This window comes from Streptomyces sp. 63XJN7_1_ISO-PGPR-S23-121, assembly GCF_056173025.1.
Genome location: NZ_CM149653.1, coordinates 2,985,092 through 3,007,342, shown reverse-complemented (window position 1 = coordinate 3,007,342; position 22,251 = coordinate 2,985,092). Strand labels below are relative to the sequence as shown.

16 protein-coding genes are annotated in these 22,251 nt (G+C 73.3%); 5 read left to right on the top strand and 11 right to left on the bottom strand.

Annotation, left to right across the window (positions count from 1 at the left end; translation table 11 throughout):
* Positions 1-5: 5 nt before the first annotated feature.
* The 6 genes from AC0VYN_RS13080 to AC0VYN_RS13055 all read right to left on the bottom strand — a co-directional run bounded on the left by AC0VYN_RS13080 (position 6) and on the right by AC0VYN_RS13055 (position 7,586).
* A complete protein-coding gene (locus AC0VYN_RS13080) occupies positions 6-1,226 on the bottom strand; it encodes an ATP-grasp domain-containing protein (RefSeq protein ID WP_475536122.1) in 1,221 nt (406 codons plus the stop codon).
* A 503-nt stretch (positions 1,227-1,729) separates the two neighbouring features.
* Positions 1,730-1,972, bottom strand: a complete 243-nt coding sequence (locus AC0VYN_RS13075) for a DUF5302 domain-containing protein (protein WP_386927214.1) — start codon at positions 1,970-1,972, stop codon at positions 1,730-1,732.
* A gap of 73 nt (positions 1,973-2,045) precedes the next feature.
* Positions 2,046-3,458 carry a DEAD/DEAH box helicase gene (locus AC0VYN_RS13070; RefSeq protein ID WP_475536121.1) on the bottom strand — a complete coding sequence of 471 codons (1,413 nt, stop codon included), beginning with the start codon at positions 3,456-3,458 and terminating at the stop codon, positions 2,046-2,048.
* A 214-nt stretch (positions 3,459-3,672) separates the two neighbouring features.
* Complete coding sequence (locus tag AC0VYN_RS13065) at positions 3,673-4,191, bottom strand: protease inhibitor I42 family protein (RefSeq protein WP_475536120.1); 519 nt, start codon at positions 4,189-4,191, stop codon at positions 3,673-3,675.
* Positions 4,192-4,553: 362 nt separating this feature from the next.
* Entirely contained in the window at positions 4,554-6,020 is a 1,467-nt protein-coding gene (gene pntB, locus AC0VYN_RS13060; RefSeq protein ID WP_475536119.1) for a Re/Si-specific NAD(P)(+) transhydrogenase subunit beta, read from the bottom strand.
* 6 nt (positions 6,021-6,026) lie between these two features.
* Complete coding sequence (locus tag AC0VYN_RS13055) at positions 6,027-7,586, bottom strand: Re/Si-specific NAD(P)(+) transhydrogenase subunit alpha (protein ID WP_475536118.1); 1,560 nt, start codon at positions 7,584-7,586, stop codon at positions 6,027-6,029.
* A gap of 335 nt (positions 7,587-7,921) precedes the next feature.
* Between AC0VYN_RS13055 and AC0VYN_RS13050 the strand changes: the two genes are divergently transcribed.
* Complete coding sequence (locus AC0VYN_RS13050; protein ID WP_475536117.1) at positions 7,922-9,703, top strand: SpoIIE family protein phosphatase; 1,782 nt, start codon at positions 7,922-7,924, stop codon at positions 9,701-9,703.
* Positions 9,704-9,838: 135 nt separating this feature from the next.
* Here AC0VYN_RS13050 and AC0VYN_RS13045 read toward each other — a convergent pair whose 3' ends face one another.
* A complete protein-coding gene (locus AC0VYN_RS13045) occupies positions 9,839-11,788 on the bottom strand; it encodes an SMI1/KNR4 family protein (protein WP_475536116.1) in 1,950 nt (649 codons plus the stop codon).
* Positions 11,789-12,028: 240 nt separating this feature from the next.
* Complete coding sequence (locus AC0VYN_RS13040) at positions 12,029-13,903, bottom strand: ABC transporter ATP-binding protein (RefSeq protein ID WP_475536873.1); 1,875 nt, start codon at positions 13,901-13,903, stop codon at positions 12,029-12,031.
* A 126-nt stretch (positions 13,904-14,029) separates the two neighbouring features.
* Between AC0VYN_RS13040 and AC0VYN_RS13035 the strand changes: the two genes are divergently transcribed.
* From AC0VYN_RS13035 to AC0VYN_RS13020, 4 genes are all read left to right on the top strand, one after another.
* Positions 14,030-15,040, top strand: coding sequence for a lysylphosphatidylglycerol synthase transmembrane domain-containing protein (locus tag AC0VYN_RS13035; RefSeq protein ID WP_475536115.1), 1,011 nt, complete (start codon positions 14,030-14,032; stop codon positions 15,038-15,040).
* Positions 15,041-15,271: 231 nt separating this feature from the next.
* On the top strand, positions 15,272-16,351 hold the full coding sequence (locus AC0VYN_RS13030; RefSeq protein ID WP_385471155.1) for a mechanosensitive ion channel family protein: 1,080 nt from the start codon (positions 15,272-15,274) through the stop codon (positions 16,349-16,351).
* A gap of 128 nt (positions 16,352-16,479) precedes the next feature.
* Complete coding sequence (locus AC0VYN_RS13025; RefSeq protein WP_385471153.1) at positions 16,480-18,699, top strand: NADP-dependent isocitrate dehydrogenase; 2,220 nt, start codon at positions 16,480-16,482, stop codon at positions 18,697-18,699.
* Between the two features lie 121 nt (positions 18,700-18,820).
* Complete coding sequence (locus AC0VYN_RS13020; protein WP_475536114.1) at positions 18,821-19,618, top strand: N-formylglutamate amidohydrolase; 798 nt, start codon at positions 18,821-18,823, stop codon at positions 19,616-19,618.
* A gap of 44 nt (positions 19,619-19,662) precedes the next feature.
* On the opposite strand, the gene AC0VYN_RS13015 is transcribed toward AC0VYN_RS13020, so the two are convergent.
* The 3 genes from AC0VYN_RS13015 to AC0VYN_RS13005 form a co-directional block, all read right to left on the bottom strand.
* Positions 19,663-20,166 carry a hypothetical protein gene (locus AC0VYN_RS13015; protein ID WP_475536113.1) on the bottom strand — a complete coding sequence of 168 codons (504 nt, stop codon included), beginning with the start codon at positions 20,164-20,166 and terminating at the stop codon, positions 19,663-19,665.
* The gene (locus tag AC0VYN_RS13010; RefSeq protein WP_475536112.1) at positions 20,163-20,738 is read right to left on the bottom strand and encodes an RNA polymerase sigma factor; all 576 of its coding nucleotides are present in this window, start codon (positions 20,736-20,738) and stop codon (positions 20,163-20,165) included. The genes AC0VYN_RS13015 and AC0VYN_RS13010 overlap by 4 nt, the downstream gene beginning before the upstream one ends.
* A gap of 71 nt (positions 20,739-20,809) precedes the next feature.
* Positions 20,810-22,243: a S8/S53 family peptidase gene (locus tag AC0VYN_RS13005; RefSeq protein WP_475536111.1), complete on the bottom strand. Its 1,434-nt coding sequence runs from the start codon at positions 22,241-22,243 to the stop codon at positions 20,810-20,812.
* Positions 22,244-22,251: the final 8 nt, after the last annotated feature.

Sequence of the window (22,251 nt, the reverse complement as noted above, 5' to 3'; positions counted from 1 at the left end):
CGGCGTCAGAGTCGTGGCTCGGGCTCGGTGGTGATCACCGGCAGGGCGGTGAGTTCCGCGACGGCGGCCGCGCAGGCCTCGGTGCCGTCCGCGGTCAGGACGGCCATGCCGAGCCGGTCGGCGGAGGAGCGCATCGGGCGGACCTCGTCGCCGGGCCGGACGGACGGTTCCCAGGCGTGGATCCGCCCGCGGGCGAGGGCCGGCGGCGCCTTGACGGCCGTCACGCGCCCGGGCGGGGCGGTGAGGAAGACGGTGGCGGCCGCGGCCGCGACGGCGGGGCCCTGACGGACGTCCGCGCCGATCGCCCAGCCGAGGGCGGCGCGCCGCCACTCGACCCCGGTGGTGAGCTGGACCAGGTCCGCGATGCCGTCGCCGCCGAGCCGGGTGTGGGTCTCGATGACGACGATCTTGTCGCCGTCGACCATGACCTCGGTGTGGCTGGGGCCGTCGGTGAGCCCGAGGGCGTCGAGCAGTTCGCCGACGGCCCGGGTGACCAGTTCCTGACGGCGCGGATCCAGGGACGGCGGCGGCATCATGTGGCTGACCTCGACGAAGCCGTCCGCGGTGCCCTTCTCGGCGATGCCGACGACGGTGTGCCGTCCGCCCGCGGAGAGGGTCTCGACGCTGAACTCCCGCCCGTCGGCGAACTGCTCGACCAGGGTGGCGGCCGTACGGCGGTCCGCGGGGAGGGCGTCGGCGCCCTCCACCAGGGCGATGGAGGCACTGCCGACCCCGTCGACCGGCTTGACGATGACCCGCCCGTAGGCGGCGAACAGCCGGTCCACGGCCTCGGCGTCGTCACCCGCCGCGAAGGCCGGGTTCAGATGCGGTGCCTCACGCTCCAGGATCCGCCGCATGACGAGCTTGTCGCGGGTGGCGCGGACGACGGCCGGGTCCACCCCGGTGACGCGGAGCCGGCGGGCGGCCAGTGCGGCCGGCTCCAGGCCGAACTCGGTGAGCGAGACGACGGCGGTGGGCCGCAGCGGGCGCAGCACCTCGTCGGTGAAGGCCAGGAAGGCGGGCAGGTCCCGGAAGTCGGCCGTCAGGACCCGGGTGCCCGGGTCGAGGGCCGGGGCGCCGGGCAGCTGTACGTGGATCAGCTCGCCGGGCAGGGATGCCGCCGCCCTGGCCACGGTCGGATTGGCGCCGACGATCACGAGAGCGGAGACGTCGTCCGTGTTCCCCGGACAGTCCTCGTCCGGCCCGCCCGTACTCACTGCGTCCACTTTTCCTCCCCCTGCCGCACCGACTGCTCGTTCGGTCGACGCGGTACGCAAGACAATCGCAAGCGTGCTCAGAGGATGTCAACAGGCTCACGCACAGTGACATTTGATCCTTGTGACCGGTGCTGACCTGGCAACTGCCCGCTTCCGCAGGGCACGTCCGACGACAGGTACGACCGCTGGACGCGCCGCGTGCGTGTGCGCGCGGACACCCTCCGCCACATCATTCCGGCCAAGTTTCGGACGGCAGGACACACTCCGTTCACAAAACCGCAGCACAAGGTGCCGCTCGTCGGCGGTTTCTGGTCAATCGTCGGGCAGGGGTACGGGCGGCGGCGATTCGAAGCAGCGGGCCGGGGCAGCGCGACGCCCCGCCACTGCCCGGTGGTACGGGCGGTGGCGGGGCGTCGCGTGGCTGCTCCGGGCCATGTCGCGGGGCCGGCACCGGCGCGCGCGGTAATGGCGCGTGCGGTGCCGGTGGCTCGGCCGGGGCGGGGCCGGCCGGCTCAGCCGCCGCTCTTGCGCCGGAACGACCGCTGGCTCGCGGCCGGACCGTGTGCTCCACGCACCTTGGACGCGTCCGGCGTGGCGGCGGCGTCGGCGGCGTCCGCCTGCGCACCGCGCTTGCGTGCCAGGGCTTCGCGGAACTTGCGCTTGAGGTCGTAGTTGCCGTCGCTGTCCGGCGCCAGCGGGGACGTCTCGGGGGTGGCCGGCTCCGAACCGTCCGTGGATGCGGGTTCTGCGGTCATGGTGATCTCCTGGGTTCGGGGTGGCTGGCAGGCACAGCTTGTCATGCCGGCAGAGCCGCCGCGGTCGGATTTCTCAGCCGTTGCGACGCACGTGGGCGGCCTTGCGGGCCTCGGCGAGCCTGCGGGCCTCGCCGGCCTTCCGGGACTTCCCGCCGGCGCCGCGGGAGCCGTCCTTGCTGGTGCCGAGGCCACGGAAGGGGGCGTTGGTGTTCTTGGGCCGGGGGGCGGCGGGCCCTCCGTCGAGCGGGATCCCGGAGGGAGTCCTGGCGCCGGTGATCCGGCTCAGTTCCGCCTCGCCCGAACGCACCTTCGTGACGGTCGGCTCGATACCGGCCTCGGCCAGGACGCGGCTCGTCTCCCGGCGCTGGCCCCCCAGTACGAGTGTGACCACGCTGCCGGACTCACCGGCGCGGGCGGTGCGGCCCGCCCGGTGCACATAGTCCTTGGGGTCGGTGGGCGGGTCGACGTTGACCACGAGGTCCAGGTCGTCGACGTGCAGGCCACGGGCCGCGACGTTGGTCGCCACCAGAACGGTGATCCCGCCGCTCTTGAACTGCGCCAGCGTCCGGGTGCGCTGTGGCTGGGACTTGCCGCTGTGCAGGGCCCCGGCGCGCACCCCGCTGGCCCGCAGGTGCCGGGTGAGCTGGTCGACGGCGTGCTTGGTGTCGAGGAACAGCAGGACGCGGCCGTCGCGGGCGGCGATCTCCGTGGTGACGGCGTAGCGGTCGGGGCCGTGGACGACGAGAACGTGGTGCCGCATCGTCGTGACCGCGCCCGCGGGCGGGTCGACCGAGTGGACGACGGGGTCGTGGAGGTAGCGGCGGACCAGCTGGTCGACGTCGCCGTCCAGGGTGGCCGAGAACAGCATTCGCTGTCCGTCGGTGCGCACCTGGTCGAGAAGGTCGACGACCTGCGGCATGAATCCCATGTCGCACATCTGGTCGGCCTCGTCGAGCACGGTGATCCGCACCCGTCCCAGGCGGCAGGCGTTGCGCTCGATCAGGTCGTGCAGGCGTCCGGGGGTGGCGACGACCACCTCGGCTCCCTCGCGCAGCGCGGCGGTCTGCCGGCCGATCGACATGCCGCCGACGACCGTGGCCAGCCGCAGCCGCAGAGCCTCGGCGTACGGTGCCAGCGCCTCGGTGACCTGTTCGGCCAGCTCACGGGTGGGCACGAGGATCAGGGCGAGGGGCTGCTTGGGTTCCGCACGCCGTCCTGCCGTACGGGTCAGCAGCGGCAGGCCGAAGGCGAGCGTCTTCCCGGAGCCGGTGCGGCCGCGGCCCAGGACGTCGCGGCCCTTCAGGGCGTCGGGCAGCGTGGCGGCCTGGATCGGGAAGGGTTCGCGCACCCCGAGTCCGCTCAGTGTCCGCAGCACCGCCACCGGCAGGTCGAGACCGGCGAAGGAGACGGCCGGGGGCGGCGGGGTGGTGGCGCCGGGCCGGGCGGGGCCGCCGTGAGGGGTGCCGGAGTCGTCGGGGTGCTTCATGAACTGCCTTCCGCAGAGGAACGTACCGAGGAAGGCCCGGCAGGACGGAACAGCCCCCGCACCGGCGGAACCGAACAGAAGGAATCGCCCACCGCGACGACCACGCAAACGCGTAAGGCTAGCACGGGGCACCGCGTCGCGCCCGCGACGCCGCAGGCGGCGGCACGTGGCGGGGCCCCGGGTGTCTCGTCCCGTCCGGCCGGCCCGCCGCGGCTCAGCCGACGGTGACGGTATAGGTGATGCGCTCGGGAGCCTGGGAGGGGGGCGCCGCGCTCGTGGACGGGCCGGCGCCCGGGCCGGTGGTCTCGGGGGGCAGCGTGGAGGTGTTGCCCTGGCAGGTGGTGAAGGTGCAGTGCAGCAGCGTGAACCGGGTGGTTCCCTTGCCCTTGGCCTCGAAGGTGAAGGTGAGCCGGCCGCCGGCGCCGTCCACCGGCTCGTCCCCGGAGTCGGAGGCGTGGTCCTGACCGCGGCCGACGAGCACCGAGCTGTCGGGCTCGGGGTCGACCAGGTACCAGTACTCGCGGGTGGAGGCGTTCTGGGGGACGGTGAGCGTGAAGCGCTCGCCCGGTTCGGCGGTGATGCTGGTGTCCGTCACCGCATGGCTGGAGGTGCCCGCGGAGTCGTCGGTGCCGGATCCGCAGCCCGTGGCGAGAGCGAGGAACGCGGTCGCCGCGACAACCGCACCGCCCCCGCCGCCGCGGAAGACGGACGCCGTACGCGTCCTCGAGCCCACCGTGCCTCCCCCGTACGCGTTCGATCGCGAGCGCGGGCAGGCTAACACGCACGGTGACCATGAAGATCACCCGTCGTCCGCCCGCACACACCTCCTCCACACGCGAGGTGCGCACCGGACTCCTCACCGGCCCGGCGCCGCCGTGCTGTTGTCAGCGCGTCCTCGTAGGCTCTCGGCGACCGGATCGAAGGGATCGCCAAACTTGGGGCTGAGCCGCTCGGGATGGCCACTCCGGCGCCCACGTAACGCTGTTCGGCCGGGTCCCCGACTGCTGGACCGGCTTCAGGCGACCGGCATCCCGGTGTTCGGGGGCGGCCCCACAGGTCCGACCGGTGGGGCCGCCACCGTGTTCCGGGTCCGCGTCAGCGGCGGGCCGGCGTGGCCCGGCGCGCGCCCGGGACCGGTCCGCGCTCGTCGTGCGTGCCGAGCGCGCGCAGGATCTCCTCGACGCTCTGCTTGGCGTCGCCGAAGAGCATGCTGCTGTTCTCGCGGAAGAACAGCGGGTTCTGGACGCCCGCGTAACCGGAGGCCATGGAGCGCTTGAAGACGACGACGTGTTCCGCCTCCCAGACCCGCAGGACGGGCATGCCGGCGATCGGGCTGGCCGGGTCCTCGGTCGCGGCCGGGTTGACGGTGTCGTTCGCGCCGATGACCAGCACGACCGAGGTGTCCGCGAAGTCGTCGTTGATCTCGTCGAGTTCGAGGACGATGTCGTAGGGCACCTTCGCTTCGGCCAGCAGCACGTTCATGTGCCCCGGCAGGCGTCCCGCGACGGGGTGGACGCCGAAGCGGACCTCGACGCCCCGCTCGCGCAGTCCCCGCGTCAGCTCCGCGACCGGGTGCTGGGCCTGGGCGACGGCCATGCCGTACCCGGGGGTGATGATCACCGAGCGGGCGCGGGCGAGCAGCTCGGCGGCCTCCGCGGCCCGCACCTCGCGGTGTTCCCCCTGTTCCTCCGCGCGGCCGGACGGCGCCTCGATGCCGAAACCGCCCGCGATGACGGAGAGGAAGGAACGGTTCATCGCCTTGCACATGATGTAGGACAGGTAGGCGCCGGAGGAGCCGACCAGGGCGCCCGTGACGATGAGCAGGTTGTTGTCGAGCAGGAAGCCCGCCGCGGCCGCCGCCCAGCCCGAGTAGCTGTTCAGCATCGACACGACGACCGCCATGTCGCCGCCGCCGATCGAGGCGACCAGGTGCCAGCCGAGCACCAGCGCCAGCACGGTCACCGCGATCATCAGCGGCAGACCGGGGCTGATCGTGAACCAGACGGTCAGCGCGACGAACGCGCCGAGGGCACCGAGGTTCAGCGCGTTCTTGCCCGGGAGCATCAGGGGCCGGGACTCGATGCGCGCCGAGAGCTTGAGGAAGGCGACGATCGAGCCGGTGAAGGTGACGGCGCCGATGAAGATGCCGATGAACACCTCGGCGTGGTGGATGCCCAGCAGGTCGGCTCCGATCCGGGTCTGCGCCGAGCCGTGCGCCTCCACCTCCAGGTAGCTGTTCCAGCCCACCAGCACCGCGGCGAGGCCGACGAAACTGTGCAGCACCGCGATCAGTTCGGGCATCTGCGTCATCTCGACGCGGCGGGCGCGCCACAGTCCGGCCGCGGCGCCGAGCGCCATCGCCAGGACGATCAGGGCCACCGCTCCGGCGGTGATGCTCCGCGACGCCACCACGACCGTGGCGACCAGGGCGAGGGCCATGCCCGCGATGCCCTGGACGACACCGGCGCGTGAGGTGCGGTGCTGGGACAGACCGGCCAGGCTGAAGATGAACAGCAGCGCGGCGACCAGGTCGGCAGCGTGAGAGGCCGTCATGGAGGTCATCCGGGTTCAGCCTTTCGAGAACATGGACAGCATGCGGCGGGTGACGGCGAAGCCTCCGAATATGTTGACACTCGCCAGCAGGATCGCCGCGAAGGACAGCGCGGTGACGATCCTGCTCTCGTGCCCGATCTGGAGCAGGGCGCCGATCACGACGATTCCGGAGATCGCGTTGGTCACCGACATGAGCGGTGTGTGCAGCGCGTGGTGCACCTTGCCGATGACGTAGTAGCCGATCACCACGGCCAGGGCGAACACGGTGAGGTTCTCGGCGAGTTGGGCCGGGGCGAAGGCCACCAGCAGGAACATCGCGAGCATGCCGAGCCCGAGCAGGCCCAGGCGTACCGCGGGCGCCGGCGCCGTTCGCCCGGGCCCGGGCGGCGGGGGTGCTGCGGCGGCGGGCTGCGCGGCCGGCGCCGCCGAGACGGGGACGGGCGGCGGCGGCCATGTGACCTCACCGTCCCGCACCACGGTCACGGCGCGCTGCACGACGTCGTCGAAGTCGATCACCGGCCGGCCGCCGTTGCCGGGCGTGAGCAGTTTCAGCAGGTTCAGCAGGTTGGTGCCGAACAGCTGGGACGCCTGGGCGGGCAGCCGGGCGGCCAGGTCGGTGTAGCCGATGAGGGTGACGCCGTTGCCGGTGACGACGGTGCGTCCCGGTACCGTGCCCTCGACGTTGCCGCCCTGGGCTGCGGCCATGTCGACGACGACGCTGCCCGGCTTCATGGCGGCCACGTCCTCGGCCGTGAGCAGGCGCGGTGCCGGCCGGCTCGGGATGAGCGCGGTGGTGATCACGACGTCCACGTCCCGGGCCTGCTCGTGGTAGAGCTCGGCGGCGGCACGGTCGTAGTCGGCGGAGGTCGCCCTGGCGTATCCGTCGGTGCTCGTCTCCTGGACGGCGTCCACCGGGAGGTACTCGCCGCCGAGGGACTTCACCTGGTCCGCGACCTCGGGTCTCGGGTCGGTGGCCCGGACGATCGCGCCGAGGCTGGAGGCCGCGCCGATCGCCGCCAGCCCGGCCACGCCCGCGCCGGCGACGAGCACCTTCGCCGGCGGCACCTTGCCCGCCGCGGTGACCTGGCCGGTGAAGAACCGGCCGAAGACGTGGGCGGCCTCGATGACCGCCCGGTACCCGGCGATGTTGGCCATCGACGACAGCACGTCCATGGACTGCGCCCGCGAGATGCGCGGCACCGCGTCCAGCGCCAGCGCGGTCACCCCGGCTTCGGCGAGCGTCCGGAGCAGCTCGGGATTCTGTGCCGGGGCCAGCAGGGCGACCAGGACGGCGCCCCGCCGCAGCCGGCCGGCCTCCTCCACGGAGGGGAAGTTGACCTTCAGGACGACGTCCGCGGTCCAGGCCTCGCCGGTCTCGGCGCCGGCGTCGAGATAGGACCGGTCGGTGAAGCCGGAGGCCGCGCCGGCCCCCGGCTCCACCACGACCTCGTAACCGAGGCCGAGCAGCCGGCGAACCGTCGTCGGAGTCGCCGCGACACGCGTCTCCCCGGAGACGGACTCGGCCACCACGCCGATGCGCTGTGGTGGTTGGTGCGCGGATTCACGTGAAGACATGTCTCGTGTTCTCTCCTCGGAGGGGATGACGGGAGGTCCGCGTGCAGAGGGTGTTCTTCGCCCCTTTCCCTGTGGGCACAGCCGAGCCGTAGGTACCTACCCCTCCCGGACGCCCGCTCAGCCGCGCAGGGCCGTGGCGCGTCTCACTCGGCGGTCGCCGTACCGCCGCGCGGGCCCCGGCCCGGGCGCGGGCGCGGGCCGTCGCCGGTACCGGACGCGGCGACGCACGCGCCTCGAACCGGCACCCGTGTGCGGCCGGTATCGCGATCGGACAGGCGCGGTGGGCGGCAGGAGGGGCAGAATCGGTTCCAGGAGGCCGTGGGAGGAGGCGACGCGTGCGGGAACGACAGCGGCCGAGTGGTGCGCGACGGCCTCCGGGTCCCTTCGTCGGCGGGCACCGCACGCTGCGGACCGCGCTGCGTCCGGTCACCGAGGCGCTGGGCGCACGTCGCCGGCTGGCCTGGCTGAACGAGGCCGGGACGCGCATCGGGACCACGCTCGACCTCCAGGGCACGGCGAAGGAGCTGGCGGACTTCACCGTGCCGGAGCTGGCGGACGGGTGCGCCGTCGACCTGCTGGACTCGGTGCTGCGATTCCAGGAGGGCGACCGTTTCCGGGGCCCGGGGGCGCCGGAGCTGAGGGCCATGGCGGTGTCCCAGGTCCTCGGGCTGCACCTCGCCCCGGACCCGGTGGGCGAGCTGTCCGTGCACACCGCCGACCGGCTGGGGCAGACCTGCCTGACCTCCCGCAGGCCGGTGCTGCTGACCCGGATGACGCGGTCCGACTTCGCCGCCGTGGCCCCCACCGCCGAGGCGGCCGACCTGATGCACCGCGCGGGCGTTCACTCCTACCTGGCGGTGCCGCTGATCGCCCGGGGGGTGCTGCTCGGTCTGGCCGACTTCATCCGGGCCGGCAGCAGGGCACCGTTCACCCGCGCCGACGTGGCCCTGGCCACGGAGCTGGCGACCAAGGCCGCCATGTGCATCGACAACGCCCGGCTGTACGGGCGCGAGCGCGACCACGTGATCACGTTGCAGCGGGCCCTGCTCCCCCGGTCCAGCCCGAGCACGCCCGGCCTCGACGTGTCCTCGGCTTACGTCCCGGCCGGTGATCCGGCCGCCGTTGGCGGCGACTGGTTCGACGTCGTCGCCCTGCCCAGCGGCCGCACCGCGCTGATGGTGGGCGACGTGATGGGGCGCGGGATGGCCGCCGCCGCGACGATGGGCAGGCTGCGCACGGTGGCCCGCACCCTGATGGCCCTCGACATCGCGCCCGAGCAGCTGCTGGCCCGGCTGGACCTGGCCGCCCGCGACCTGGAGGAGGACCAGGTCGCCACCTGCCTGTGCGCGGTCCACGACCCGTACGGCGGCACCTTCCGCATCGCCAGCGCCGGTCATCCGCCGCCCCTGCTGACCGGGCCGGACGGCACCACGTCGTTCCTCGACGTGCCCGCCGGGGCGCCGCTGGGGACCGGGGTGATCCCGTACGACCCGGTCGAGTGCCCCGTGCCCGGGCGGGGGCGGCTGACGCTGTACACGGACGGGCTGATCAGGTCGCGCACCGCCGGCCTGGACACGCAGCTGGAACGGCTGCGCGTGGCGGTCGGCGCGGCCGTGCCCGAGGACGGCTCGATGTGCCGGGCGATCACCGCGAGCGTGGGCGGGGACCGGACCGACGACGCGATCGTGCTCGTGGCCGCCGCCCGGCCGCTCGGCCCCGAGGGCGACATGTACGTGCGCGCGCTGCCGCCGGACGGCACGGCCGCGGGGCTGGCCCGTGGCGCGGCGCGCGAGCAGCTGGAGCGGTGGGGGCTCGAGGATCTGGTCGACACGACGCAGCTGGTGGTCAGCGAGCTGGTCGGCAATGCCCTGCGGTACGGGAACGCCCCCGGTGAGCTGCGGCTGCTGCGGCACGAACGGCTGACGGTCGAGGTGTCCGACTCCGGGCCCGACCTGCCGCGGATCCAGCACGCCGACGTGAGCGACGAGAGCGGGCGAGGGCTGCAGCTGATCAACATGCTGTGCCGGCGCTGGGGCTCGTGCCGCACCGCCGGCGGGAAGGTCGTCTGGGCCGAGCAGGACCTGCCGGCGCGGAGCGGGGGGACGGGCCCGGGCTAGACGTACGGCAACGGCCGAGGTGTCCGCAACCGGCTGCGGTCACGCGGGCACGGTGACCATGGCAGCCGCCGCCCGAGCAAGCACCGCGGCCACCGGATCCGGGCAAGGGCAGAGCCCCCTTCGTCGGCGCGGTGATCAGGTCGTGGCCGCGGGACCTGCCTCCCGTCCGGCGGCTTCACCGGGCCGCGTGGGTGGTCCGACGTGGACCGTGACATACGCGTACGCCTCGCCCTGCCTCGGCGCGCGGTTCCAGGAGCGGGTGGTCAGTTCGGGCAGGATGCCCTCGGCCAGGGCGAGCCGGGGAAGGGAGAGGCCGAACTCCGCCTCCACGGCGGCCAGCAGGAGCTGTTCGTGTGCGTCCTCGCCGATGCCGTCGAGGAGCCGTTCGGGATCCAGCGCCCCGGGGACCGGTCCCGAGCGCTCGACGCCGGTGCCGCGCAGCGTGAACGCGTACAGCTCCTCTCCGTGCCGGGCCACCGACAGGTGGAAGACCGACAGACCGCCGGACCGGGCTCTGCGCACCCACAGCACCACCGCGCGCCCGTCACGCGCGGCGGCCGCGGCCGGGGAGACGAAGAAGTTCCCGACGGAGGAGGTGCGCGGAGCCATGTCGAAGCCGAACGCCCACCCGGTGCCCGTCCGGCCCACCGACACCACGGCCCGGTCCTCCCACGGCGCCAGGTCGTCCCGCCGCTGGGCGCCGTGGTGGATCCACGGGTCCCGGCGACCGGGCGGAACGGTCAGGCCCGCACATCCGTCCTCCCCGACCAGGGAGGTCAGCGCCTCCGGCTCCACGCCCTCCACCCACAGGCCTCGGTAGGAGTCGTGCGGCGGGTTCCACCGGGGTGTGTCCGCGAGCCAGCGCAGTCCGGGCGGGTCCAGGTCCGCCACCGGATCCGGCGCGGTGCCCGGCCGGCCGGCGCGCGGCGTGGCCAGCAGCTCCCTGCCGCGCTCGGGTGTCACCACCGGCCCCAGCACGGGATCCGCGAGCAGTCCGAGCGGCGCCAGCAGATCCGGTCCCGGCGGCGACCACGACGGCAGCGCCGCGCGGATCACCCGCCAGGCCCCGTCCGTGTCACCCCACCGAGCCGCCTCCCGTGCCTCGGCCACCGCCTGTCCGAAGATGCCGCCCGGAGCGTAGCGGTAGGAGCGGTCGCGCACCCGGGCGAAGATCCCGTCGGCGGCCGCACCGACGGCGTCGTCGGTCTCGGTGCCCAGCACGAACCGGTCACCGAAGGCGCCGCGACGATGGTGCCGCAGACGGGCGGCGGCCATCACCGGCACCAGCTCGTCCGTGTACCGCGGATCGGCCACGAGGTCGCCGAAAGCGTCCCCGCCGCCCCTGTGCGACAGCGTCTGGATCTGCCGCAGCATCCCCCAGGCGGACGGCCGTCCGTAGCGCTGCGTCTCGGCCAGCAACTCGAGGGCGGTTTCCCACCGCCCGCCCAGGGCCTCCTGCCGGGCGCGCTCGACGTCGGCGTCCAGGGCGCGCGTGGTGTCGTTGACGAATCGGGGATTGCTCGCGCGGTCCGCGTGGAAGTTCCGGTACATCTCCTCCATGTAGGCGCGGAACGACGGATAGCGGTCCGGGAACTCGCCGCTCAACCCCTTGTACACGTACAGCGCCCACTCGCCGTCCTCGCCGGTGTCCCCCGGGTCCAGCAGGGCGTACGACATGTCCGAGTCGGTCTCCAACTGCAGGGCCCGCTCCCACATGCCGGCCAGCAGTACCTCCTGTTCGGTCGAACGCTCGCCCAGTTGCTGCCGGTAGGCCTCGGTCATGCCGAACGGATCCCCGAACCAGCCGATCTCGTGAACCCCGCCCAGCCGGTAGATCGACGCCGTGGCGTCGACGCGCCAGCCGTTGCTGACTTCGAGGAAGCCCCGGTAGGACGGAGGCAACCGGGTGCCCAGGCGTTCCTCGGCCGCGGCGATCTCCTCCCGCGTCGCGGGTGGTGCGGCGAGGGCCATGTCGGCGAGGCTGACACCGCCCTCCTCCATGTCCTCCAGGTCGTCCTCGCCGGGTATCCATTCCTCTTGCCAACGGCCCAGGAAGTCATGCCAGTCGAAGCGGTGCTCGTTCATGGGCCGAGTGTGGCACCCGCCTCCGACAGCGGGCCCGCACCGGCCTCCGGCCGGCGGGCCGGGACGGCGGGCGCAGCCGGGAAGGACGCTTTCCGTTCCTTGGTCTGCGCGGGAGCCGCCGGGGGCCTGGGCCCGGGCATCTCGTCCGGCTGCCGGGGCGAGCAGACGACACCCCCTGGACGACAGACCCGCGGCCCCCTGCCCCCCCGTTCGCACGGGTCTGCCGTCCCCGGGGCCGCGCTACGCCGCCTTCTCGACCGCGGGGCGGGCGAACTGCGTGCGGTGCAGCTCGGCGTACCGGCCGTCGGCCGCGAGGAGCTCCTCGTGGGTGCCGCGTTCGACGATGCGGCCCGCCTCGACGACCAGGATCTGGTCGGCCGCCCGGACCGTGGACAGCCGGTGGGCGATCACGATGGCCGTCCGGCCCTCCAGGGCCTCGGTGAGTGCTTCCTGGACGGCCGCCTCGGAGGTGTTGTCGAGGTGTGCGGTGGCCTCGTCGAGGATGACGACGCGCTGGCGGGCCAGGAGCAGCCGGGCGATGGTCATGCGCTGGCGTTCGCCGCCGGAGAGGCGGTAGCCGCGCTCGCCGACCACGGTGTCGAGGCCGTCGGGCAGGGCGCGTACGAGGTCGTCCAGGCGGGCGCGGCGCAGCGCGTCCCACAGCTCGGTGTCGGTGGCCTCCGGGCGGGCCAGCAGCAGGTTGGCGCGGACGGTGTCGTGGAAGAGGTGGCCGTCCTGGGTGACCATGCCGAGGGTGTCGCGCAGTGACCGGGCGGTGAGGTCGCGGACGTCGACGCCGCCGACGCGTACGGCGCCGGCGTCGGTGTCGTACAGGCGCGGCAGCAGCTGGGCGATGGTCGACTTGCCGGCGCCGGAGGAGCCGACGAGCGCGATCGTCTGGCCGGGTTCGGCGCGGAAGGAGAGTCCGTGCAGGACCTCGTCGCCGCCCCGGGTGTCCAGGGAGGCGACCTCCTCGAGAGAGGCCAGGGAGACCTTGTCGGCGGAGGGGTAGCCGAAGCGGACGTCGTCGAACTCGACCGCGACCGGGCCGTCGGGGACGGGGCGGGCGTCGGGCTTCTCGTCGATGAGCGGGGCGAGGTCCAGCACCTCGAAGACCCGCTCGAAGCTGACGAGGGCGCTCATCACCTCGACGCGGGCGCCGGCCAGCGCGGTGAGCGGCGCGTACAGCCGGGTCAGCAGCAGCGCCAGGGCGACGACGGCCCCCGGGTCCAGGGTGCCGCGCAGGGCGAACCAGCCGCCGAGGCCGTAGACGACGGCCAGGGCCAGGGCGGAGACGAGGGTGAGCGCGGTGATGAAGGCGGCCTGGGCCGTGGCGGTGCGCACGCCGATGTCCGCGACGCGGCGGGCGCGGGCGGCGAACTCCGCCGACTCCTCCTCCGGGCGGCCGAACAGCTTGATGAGGGTGGCGCCGGGCGCGGAGAAGCGCTCGGTCATCCGGGTGCCCATCGCGGCGTTCAGGGTGGCGGCCTCGCGCTGCATGCGGGCCATGCGGCGGCCCATCCGCCGGGCGGGAAGCACGAACACCGGCAGCAGCACCAGCGCGATCAGGGTGATCTGCCAGGACAGGGTGAGCATGACGGCGAGGGTCAGCAGCAGGGTGACGAGGTTGCTGACCACGCCGGACAGGGTGTTGCTGAAGGCGCGCTGGGCGCCGATGACGTCGTTGTTGAGACGGGAAACGAGCGCTCCCGTACGGGTACGTGTGAAGAACGCGACCGGCATGCGCTGCACATGATCGAACACCGCCGTCCGCAGATCCAGGATCAGCCCCTCCCCGAGCCTCGCCGACAGCCTGCGGGAGAGGATGCCGAGCGCCGCCTCCGCGACGGCGATCAGCGCGATCAGCAGCGCCAATCGGACGACGGTGTTCTCGTCGCCGCCAGTCACGATGACGTTCACGACCTTCCCGGCCAGCACGGGGGTGGCGACGGCGAGAAACGCGGTCGCGACCCCGAGCAGCACGAACCAGGTGATGCGGCGGCGGTGCGGACGGGCGAACGCGCCGATGCGGCGCAGGGTGGCACGGGCGAAGGGGCGGCGTTCCTGCTCGGCGTTCATCACGCTGTGCAGCTGGGTCCAGGCGGTGGTCTCCATGCTCATGCGGAGGACGGTATGACCTCAAGCATCCTTGAGGTCAAGGACGCCGTGCCGGGGATCCGTAAGCCCGCGTCCGCGCGTCGGTCATCCGCAGTTGGCGGGGCTGGGGGAATCTCTTGTGCTGTGACAGCGGTACGCCTCCCCGAGACGCCCCTTCCCGGCCGTGCCCGGACCGGCCGGGACGGCCGGATCCGGCGGGACGGCCGTGCCCGCCCGATCCGGCGGCTCGTCTGTGTCCTTCCGCTGCTGCTGGTCACCGTGGTCGCGGTACGGCACCGGTCCGTGCTCACCGACGGCTTCGGCCGGCTCTCCGCCGCCGAGGGACCCTGGCTGCTGGCCGCGGCCGGCGTGACGTGCCTGACCTGGATGGCCGCCGCCTGCACCCGGCAGGGTGCCGTGGTGGAGCGGCTGCCGCGGCGGCGGCTGCTCGCCACCCAGTTCGCGGCGGGCGCGGCCAACCACCTGCTGCCGACGGGGCTGGGCGCGAGCGCGGTCAACCTGCGGTTCATGACGGTGTGCGGGCTGCCCCTGGCCCGGTCGTCCGCCGCCCTCGCCCTGTATCTGCTGGCGGAGAGCGCCGGCCGGCTGGCCCTGCTGGGCGGGCTGCTGTTCGCGTTCCCCGGCGCGCTGCGGCCGGGCACGCTGCTGCCCGAGGAAGCCGTCGGTCCGCTGCTGGTCGCGGCGGGAGCGGTGCCGGCCGTGGCGGCGGGCGCGCTGGTGCTGGTGCGGCGGCTGCGGACGGCCGTGGTCTCCTTCCTGCGGACCGCGCTCGGTGAGGCCCGGTCGGTGCACGCCCGCCCGGCGCGGGCGCTCGCGCTGTGGGGCGGTGCCCTGGCCTTCCCGGCGTTGCAGGCGACCGTGCTGGTCCTGGTCGGCAGGTCGCTGGGGCTCGCGGTGCCGCCCGGGCACATGGCGGTGGCGTATCTGGCGGCGACGGTCGCGGTGGCCCTGGTGCCCACACCGGGCGGCATCGGCTCGGTGGAGGCCGCGCTGGTCGTGGCGCTGGTCGCGGCGGGCGGCCCGGCGGCCGTGGCCACGGCGGTGGTGCTCGCCTTCCGCGTCATCACCGTGTGGCTGCCGCTGCTGCCGGGGGCGCTGACACTGGCGGTGCTGGTGCGGACCGGGGTGCTCTGAGAACGGGGGTACGGCGCCGGTGGCCGGACCGGACCGGGCGGTGGCCGAACGCCCACCGCCGGTTCGGACGGCCGTGCCGCATACGGCAGGATGAGCCCTCGCGCCGGTCGAACTCCCTTGCGGGCCGGTGCGATCGCACATCACGGAAGCAAGCAGGTGACAGGTGACGAGTAAGCACATCCGCCCGTCCGCGAGCGGCTCCGCCGCTGCCGCGCCCCTGGGAGGCGGCCGATGACGGACGACCTCACCATGGACCATCTGGTGCCCGCGGGCATCGCGCTGGCCGCCGGTCTGCTGGGGGCGTTCCTGCTGCGCATGCTGCTGCGCTGGCTGGGGCGGCACGCGGAGCGCACCCGCTGGGGCGGCGACGACGTGGTCGTGGACGCGCTGCGCTCGGTGGTGCCGTGGGCGGCGGTCGCGGGCGGCGCGGCGGGCGCGGCGGCGGCGCTGCCGCTCACCCGGACGGTGCAGCACCACGTCAACCAGGTGCTCACGGTCCTCCTGATCTTCGTGGTGACGGTGTCGGCGGCCCGTGTGATCGCCGGGCTGGTCCGGACGGTGACGACGTCCCGTTCCGGGGTGGCCGGGTCCGCCACGATCTTCGTGAACATCACCCGGGTCCTGGTGCTGGCGATCGGCTTCCTGGTGGTGCTGCAGACGCTGGGCATCTCCATCGCGCCGATGCTCACCGCCCTGGGCGTGGGCGGTCTGGCGGTCGCCCTGGCGTTGCAGGACACGCTCGCGAACCTGTTCGCGGGCATCCACATCCTCGCCTCGAAGACCGTGCAGCCGGGCGACTACATCAGGCTCAGCAGCGGGGAGGAGGGCTACGTCGAGGACATCAACTGGCGGCAGACCACCGTCCGCGCGCTCTCCAACAACCTGGTCGTGATCCCCAACGGGCAGCTCGCCAAGACGAACATGACCAACTTCATGCGCCCCGAGCAGAAGCTGACCATCCTGGTGCAGGCCGGTGTCGCCTACGACAGCGACCTGGAGCATGTGGAGCGGGTCACGATCGAGGTCGTCGCCGAGGTGATGACGGAGATCACCGGGGCGGTGCCGGAGCACGAGCCGGCGGTGCGCTTCCACACCTTCGGCGACTCGCGGATCGGGTTCACCGTGATCCTGGGCGTCGGCGAGTTCAGCGACCAGTACCGGATCAAGCACGAGTTCATCAAGCGCCTGCACCGGCGCTACCGCGAGGAGGGCATCCGCATCCCGGCGCCCGCCCGGACGGTCGCGCTCCAGCAGGGGACCGTGGTCATTCCGCAGCAGCGGTCGGGCGAGGACGCCGTGCCGTTCGCGTGACCGTCACCCGCTCGGCGGGGGTCGCGCGGCCGGTTGGCCGGAATCTCCGCGCGACCCCTGTCGAGCCGAGGTCGGACACGAGATATCTTGATGTCGAGCAATGTTGCAGACGTGGAGCGGAGCACCCGGTGACTGACTCGACCATCATCTACACACACACTGACGAGGCCCCGGCCCTGGCGACGTATTCCTTCCTGCCGGTGATCCGGGCGTACGCCTCGCAGGCAGGTGTCTCCGTGGAGACCCGGGACATCTCGCTGGCCGGCCGGATCATCGCCCTGTTCCCGGAGTACCTCGCCGAGGACCAGCGCATCCCGGACGCCCTCGCCGAGCTCGGCGAGCTGGCCAAGACGCCCGCGGCGAACATCATCAAGCTGCCGAACATCTCGGCGTCCATCCCGCAGCTCAAGGCCGCCATCGCCGAGCTGCAGGGCCAGGGCTACGCGCTGCCGGCCTACCCGGACGACCCGAAGACCGACGAGGAGCGCGAGATCCGCGCCCGGTACGACAAGGTCAAGGGCTCCGCGGTCAACCCGGTCCTGCGCGAGGGCAACTCCGACCGCCGTGCCCCGGCCTCGGTGAAGAACTACGCCAAGACCCACCCGCACCGCATGGGCGCCTGGACCCCCGAGTCCAGGACCAACGTCGCGACCATGGGCGAGAACGACTTCCGCTCCACCGAGAAGTCCGTGGTGATCGCCGAGGACGGCACGCTGCGGATCGAGCTGGTCGGCGACGACGGCACCACCACGGTGCTGCGCGAGTCCGTGCCGGTGAAGAAGGACGAGGTCGTCGACGCCTCCGTGCTGCGCGTCGCCGCGCTGCGCGAGTTCCTGACGGCGCAGGTCGCGCGCGCCAAGTCCGAGGGCATCCTGTACTCGGTGCACCTGAAGGCCACGATGATGAAGGTCTCCGACCCGATCATCTTCGGCCACGTGGTCCGCGCCTTCTTCCCGAAGACGTTCGCGCAGTACGGCGAGGCGCTCGCCAAGGCCGGCCTCACCCCGAACGACGGCCTGGGCGGCATCTACAAGGGCCTGGAGGCCCTGCCCGAGGGCGCCGAGATCAAGGCCTCCTTCGACGCCGAGCTCGCCGAGGGCCCGGAGCTGGCGATGGTCGACTCCGACAAGGGCATCACCAACCTGCACGTGCCGTCGGACGTCATCATCGACGCCTCCATGCCGGCCATGATCCGCACCTCCGGCCACATGTGGGGCGCGGACGGCCAGGAGCACGACGCGCTCGCCGTCATCCCGGACTCCTCCTACGCCGGCGTGTACCAGGCCGTCATCGAGGACTGCCGCGCCAACGGCGCCTACGACCCGTCGACGATGGGCTCCGTCCCGAACGTCGGCCTCATGGCGCAGAAGGCCGAGGAGTACGGCAGCCACGACAAGACCTTCGAGATCCCCACCACGGGCACGGTCCGCCTGGTCGACGCCGACGGCAACGCCGTCCTGGAGCAGACGGTCTCCGCCGGCGACATCTTCCGCGCCTGCCAGACCAAGGACGCCCCGATCCGCGACTGGGTGAAGCTGGCCGTCACCCGCGCCCGCGCCACCGGCGACCCGGCCGTCTTCTGGCTGGACGAGGGCCGCGCCCACGACGCCAACCTGATCGCCAAGGTCAAGGCGTACCTGCCGGAGCACGACACCGAGGGTCTGGACATCAGGATCCTCTCCCCCGTCGAGGCGACCAAGCTGTCGGTGGAGCGCATCCGCCGCGGTGAGAACACCATCTCCGTCACCGGCAACGTGCTGCGCGACTACCTGACCGACCTCTTCCCGATCCTGGAGCTGGGTACCAGCGCCAAGATGCTCTCGGTCGTCCCGCTGATGGCGGGCGGCGGCCTGTTCGAGACGGGCGCCGGCGGTTCCGCGCCGAAGCACGTCCAGCAGCTGGTCAAGGAGAACTACCTGCGCTGGGACTCCCTCGGTGAGTTCTTCGCCCTGGTGCCGTCCCTGGAGCAGTACGCGGCGGCCACCGGCAACGGCAGCGCCAAGGTCCTCGCCGACACCCTCGACCGCGCCACGGCGACCTTCCTCAACGAGGACAAGTCGCCGACCCGTCGCGTCGGCGGCATCGACAACCGCGGCAGCCACTTCTACCTGTCCCTGTACTGGGCGCAGGAGCTGGCCGGGCAGACCGACGACGCGGACCTGGCCAAGGCCTTCGCCCCGCTCGCCGAGACCCTCGCCGCCAACGAGCAGAAGATCGTGGACGAGCTGAACGCCGTACAGGGCAAGCCGGCCGAGATCGGCGGCTACTACCAGCCCGACCCGGCCAAGGCCGCCGCGATCATGCGTCCGTCGGCCACCTGGAACGAGGCGCTGGCGTCCCTCGCCTGATCCTCGCCGGCCCCACGGGGCTCCCGGGCACCCCGTCTCCGCACGTCGGAGGCGGGGTGCCCGTCTCTTCGCGCCCGCCTTCCCCTCCCCGCCCCCACGACCACACTTCTGGAGCAGTCCCATGACCGACGCCCCGCGGACCTTCGAGCTGCTGCCCGGCGCCGCGCACTCCCCCGTGATCCTGCACGTGCCGCACTCCTCGCGGGAGATACCGGCCGACGTCCGGCCCGGCATCGTCCTCGACGACGCGGCACTGGAGCGGGAGCTCGACCACATCACCGACTCGCACACGGCCGAGATCGCCGAGGCCGCCGCCGGGCTGGCCGGCGTCACGCCCTGGCGGTTCGTGAACCGGGCCTCGCGGCTGGTGGTCGACCCGGAGCGGTTCCCGGACGAGCGGGAGGAGATGACGGCCGTCGGGATGGGCGCCGTGTACACGCGGACCTCGCACCGGGAGGTGCTGCGGGCCGACGGCGTCGACCCCGAGCCCCTGCTGGAGCGGTACTTCCGGCCGTACGCGCGGGCCATGACCGAGGCGGTCGCCGACCGGCTCGCCGCCACCGGGCGGGCCGTGATCGTCGACGTGCACTCCTACCCCACCGAGCCGCTGCCCTACGAGCTGCACGGCGAGGGTCCGCGCCCGCCGGTCTGCCTGGGCACCGACGGGTTCCACACGCCGCCCGCGCTGCTCGCCGCCGCCCGGCGGGCGTTCGCGCCCTGCGGGGAGACCGGGCTCGACAGCCCGTTCAGCGGGACGTACGTGCCGCTGGAGTTCTACGGGAAGCGGGGCGAGGTCGGCGCGCTGATGGTGGAGATCCGCCGGGACACCTACATGACCGAGCCGGGCGGCCCGGCCGGCCCAGGACTGTCCCGCCTCGCGTCGTCGCTGGCGGCGCTCGTCGACGCAGTGTCGGGCTGATCACCCGCCCACCGGCCCGGGAGCGCCCGCGCGGGCGCCGGCGGTCAGGCGCGCAGCCACTCCGTGACGACCACCTCGCCGCCGGTCCGCAGCCGCAGGGCGAACGGGCCGGTGGGCGGGGCGTCGCCGGTGAAGCGCCCCATGTCGTCCGCCGTCAGCCGGGCGTGGGCCAGCGGGCCGCCGAGCACCTCGATCCGGGCCGGGCCCGGCGGGATCACCTGTCCGAACAGGCCGTCGGAGGTCACCTCCACGTCGACGATCACGTCGTCCGCGCGGAAGGTCAGCATGCGCGGCGGGTCCGGCTCCCCGCGCACCGGGACGGCGTCGGTCAGCGAGTCGAACGTCAGCTCGGCGACGCGCGCCTCCAGGTCGTGCAGCGCGTAGGCGTCGACGGCGACCTGCCGCAGCCCGGCCGGCACCGGGTCCAGGATGGCGGCGGCCTGCCGCAGTTCCTCCTCCAGCGGGCCGGTGTCCGGACCGTCGTCGCCGGGCGTCCCGCCGGGCGGTCCGTCCTCGGAGTCGTCGTGGCCGTCGTACAGGTCGCTCATGTCGTCCCCCGTGCCTCGAGCCGGGCCCGCAGCCGGCGCAGACAGCGCTGGCGCGTCGGCCCGATGCTGCCCACCGCGATTCCCAGCGCGGCGGACACCTCCTGATAACTGGGCGGTGGCGAGGAGATCAGCACCCTCAGCAACTGGCGGCAGCGTTCCCCCAGTTCCTCGAACTCCTGCCACAGCCGGCGCACGCGCTCGGTCTGCGCGGCGGCCGCCTCGGAGTCGAGCACCGACTCCTCCGGCGTACGGTCCTCGCTCGGCCGGTCGAGCAGCTGCGGGTCGTCGGTCGGCGTCCAGCGCTTCGACGCCTTGAGCAGCTTCAGGCACTCGTGGCGTGCCGTGCTCGCCAGCCACGAACCGGTCTTCTCCGGTTCCCGGATCCGCCCCAGGTGCTGGGCGAACCTGAACCAGGCGGTCTGGTAGACCTCGTGCGCGTCGGCGTCGGACAGGCCGTGTGCCCGTACGACGGACCACACGAGCGGTCCCAGCCCGTCCACCAGTGACTTCCAGGCCGCCGCGTCCCCGTCGGCGGCCGACCGGACGAGCGCCCCGACATCTGCACGGTCCACGGCCCCACCCCTCGTGTACGACACGTCATCGTACGCCGCGCAGGGGGCCGTTCCGCTCGCCGTCACACCGCTCACGCCCCCGCGGCCGGCGGTTCGACGGAGGCCGGACGCCAGGTGGGCGGCAGCAGCGCCGGTACGTGCGCGCCGCGTACCTCGGCGAACTCGGTCACGGCGGCGAGCAGTTGCTTGCGGGCCGCACGGGGGTCGCTCTCCTTGTGCGCCGTCATGTGGGCGGCGACCAGGCCGGCGGCCACGGGGGTCGCGAAGGAGGTGCCGCTCCACTGCGCGTGCCCCTCGAACATCACCTGGTCCGGCTTGGCAGGGGCTCCCCCCGGCTCGCTGAGGATCCCGTTGTGCCGGGGGTACTGGCAGGTACAGGTGTAGCCGAAGCCGAACCGGCAGGCGTCGTAGGTGGAGTGCTGATAGACGTACGGCACGGGCGTGCGGAAACCGGTGAGGGCGCTGGTGAGGCGCTCGCCGGGGGCGTACGCCTTGACCCAGCCGCCGTGGTTGCTGAAGCAGGCGCCGAACTCGCCGTCGGCGCGCAGTGCGCCGACAGAGAGGACCGCGTTCTCCCAGCCGGGCAGGTCGGCGTAGGCGGCGGGCCAGAAGGGCGTGGCGCTGGCGTTGTTGCCGGCGGCGGCGACCAGCAGGGTGCCCTGGTCACGGAGTTCCTCCATGAAGGCCTGGAGGCCGAGCAGGCCGTCGGTGCGGCCGTTGGAGGTGCCGGCGGAGAGGCTGAGGATGTCGGGCCAGCCGCCCCGGTCGACGGCCTCGAACAGCTTCTCGCCGAACTCGGACTCCAGGATCGCACCGGCGTCGTTGAGGGTGCCGCGCACGGTCACGTCGGTGTTGGGGGCGACGGCGGCGAGCAGGCCGGCGATGAACGTGCCGTGGCCGACGTACTGCTGGAGGACGCCGTCGTCGTCGCACTCCCGGGCCTGGGCGTCGCCCTCGGTGTGGGCCAGCAGCGGGGAGGAGCGGTAGTCGTGCATGAGCCCGGTGTCGACGACGAGGACGCCGACGGCCGTGCCCGCGTCGTACTCCGTCGCGGCCGGGGCCGGGTTCGGGGGCTCGCCCGCCGCGGCGGGCACGGGTTCGTCGCCGGGGCAGGCGTTGACGGCGATGGAGACGACGTGGTTGCGGCTGATCAGGCGGCGGCCCGCGCGGCCCTCCACCGTCCTGAGGGAGCGCAGCGCGCCCGCCACTCCGGGATCGCCGTCCGGGCCGCCCTGTCCGGGGTCGCCGACCTGGATGCGGGTGATGCCCGTGCGGTTGGTCTCGGGACTCGCCCGGCGTACGTGGTCCGGGGCGAGGCCGGCGAACGTGGTGAAGTGCTCGCGCACGGTGTCCTCGACCAGGCGGGCCTCCTCGCCGTCGCGGGCGAGGACGACGCCCTTCTCGTAGAAGAACTCGGCGGAGTCGTCCGGGCCCATCGCCAGCGGGACGCCGGGCATCGAGCGCTGGATCTGGTCGAACTGCTCACGGAATCGCTGTGGTGCCATGCGGGTCC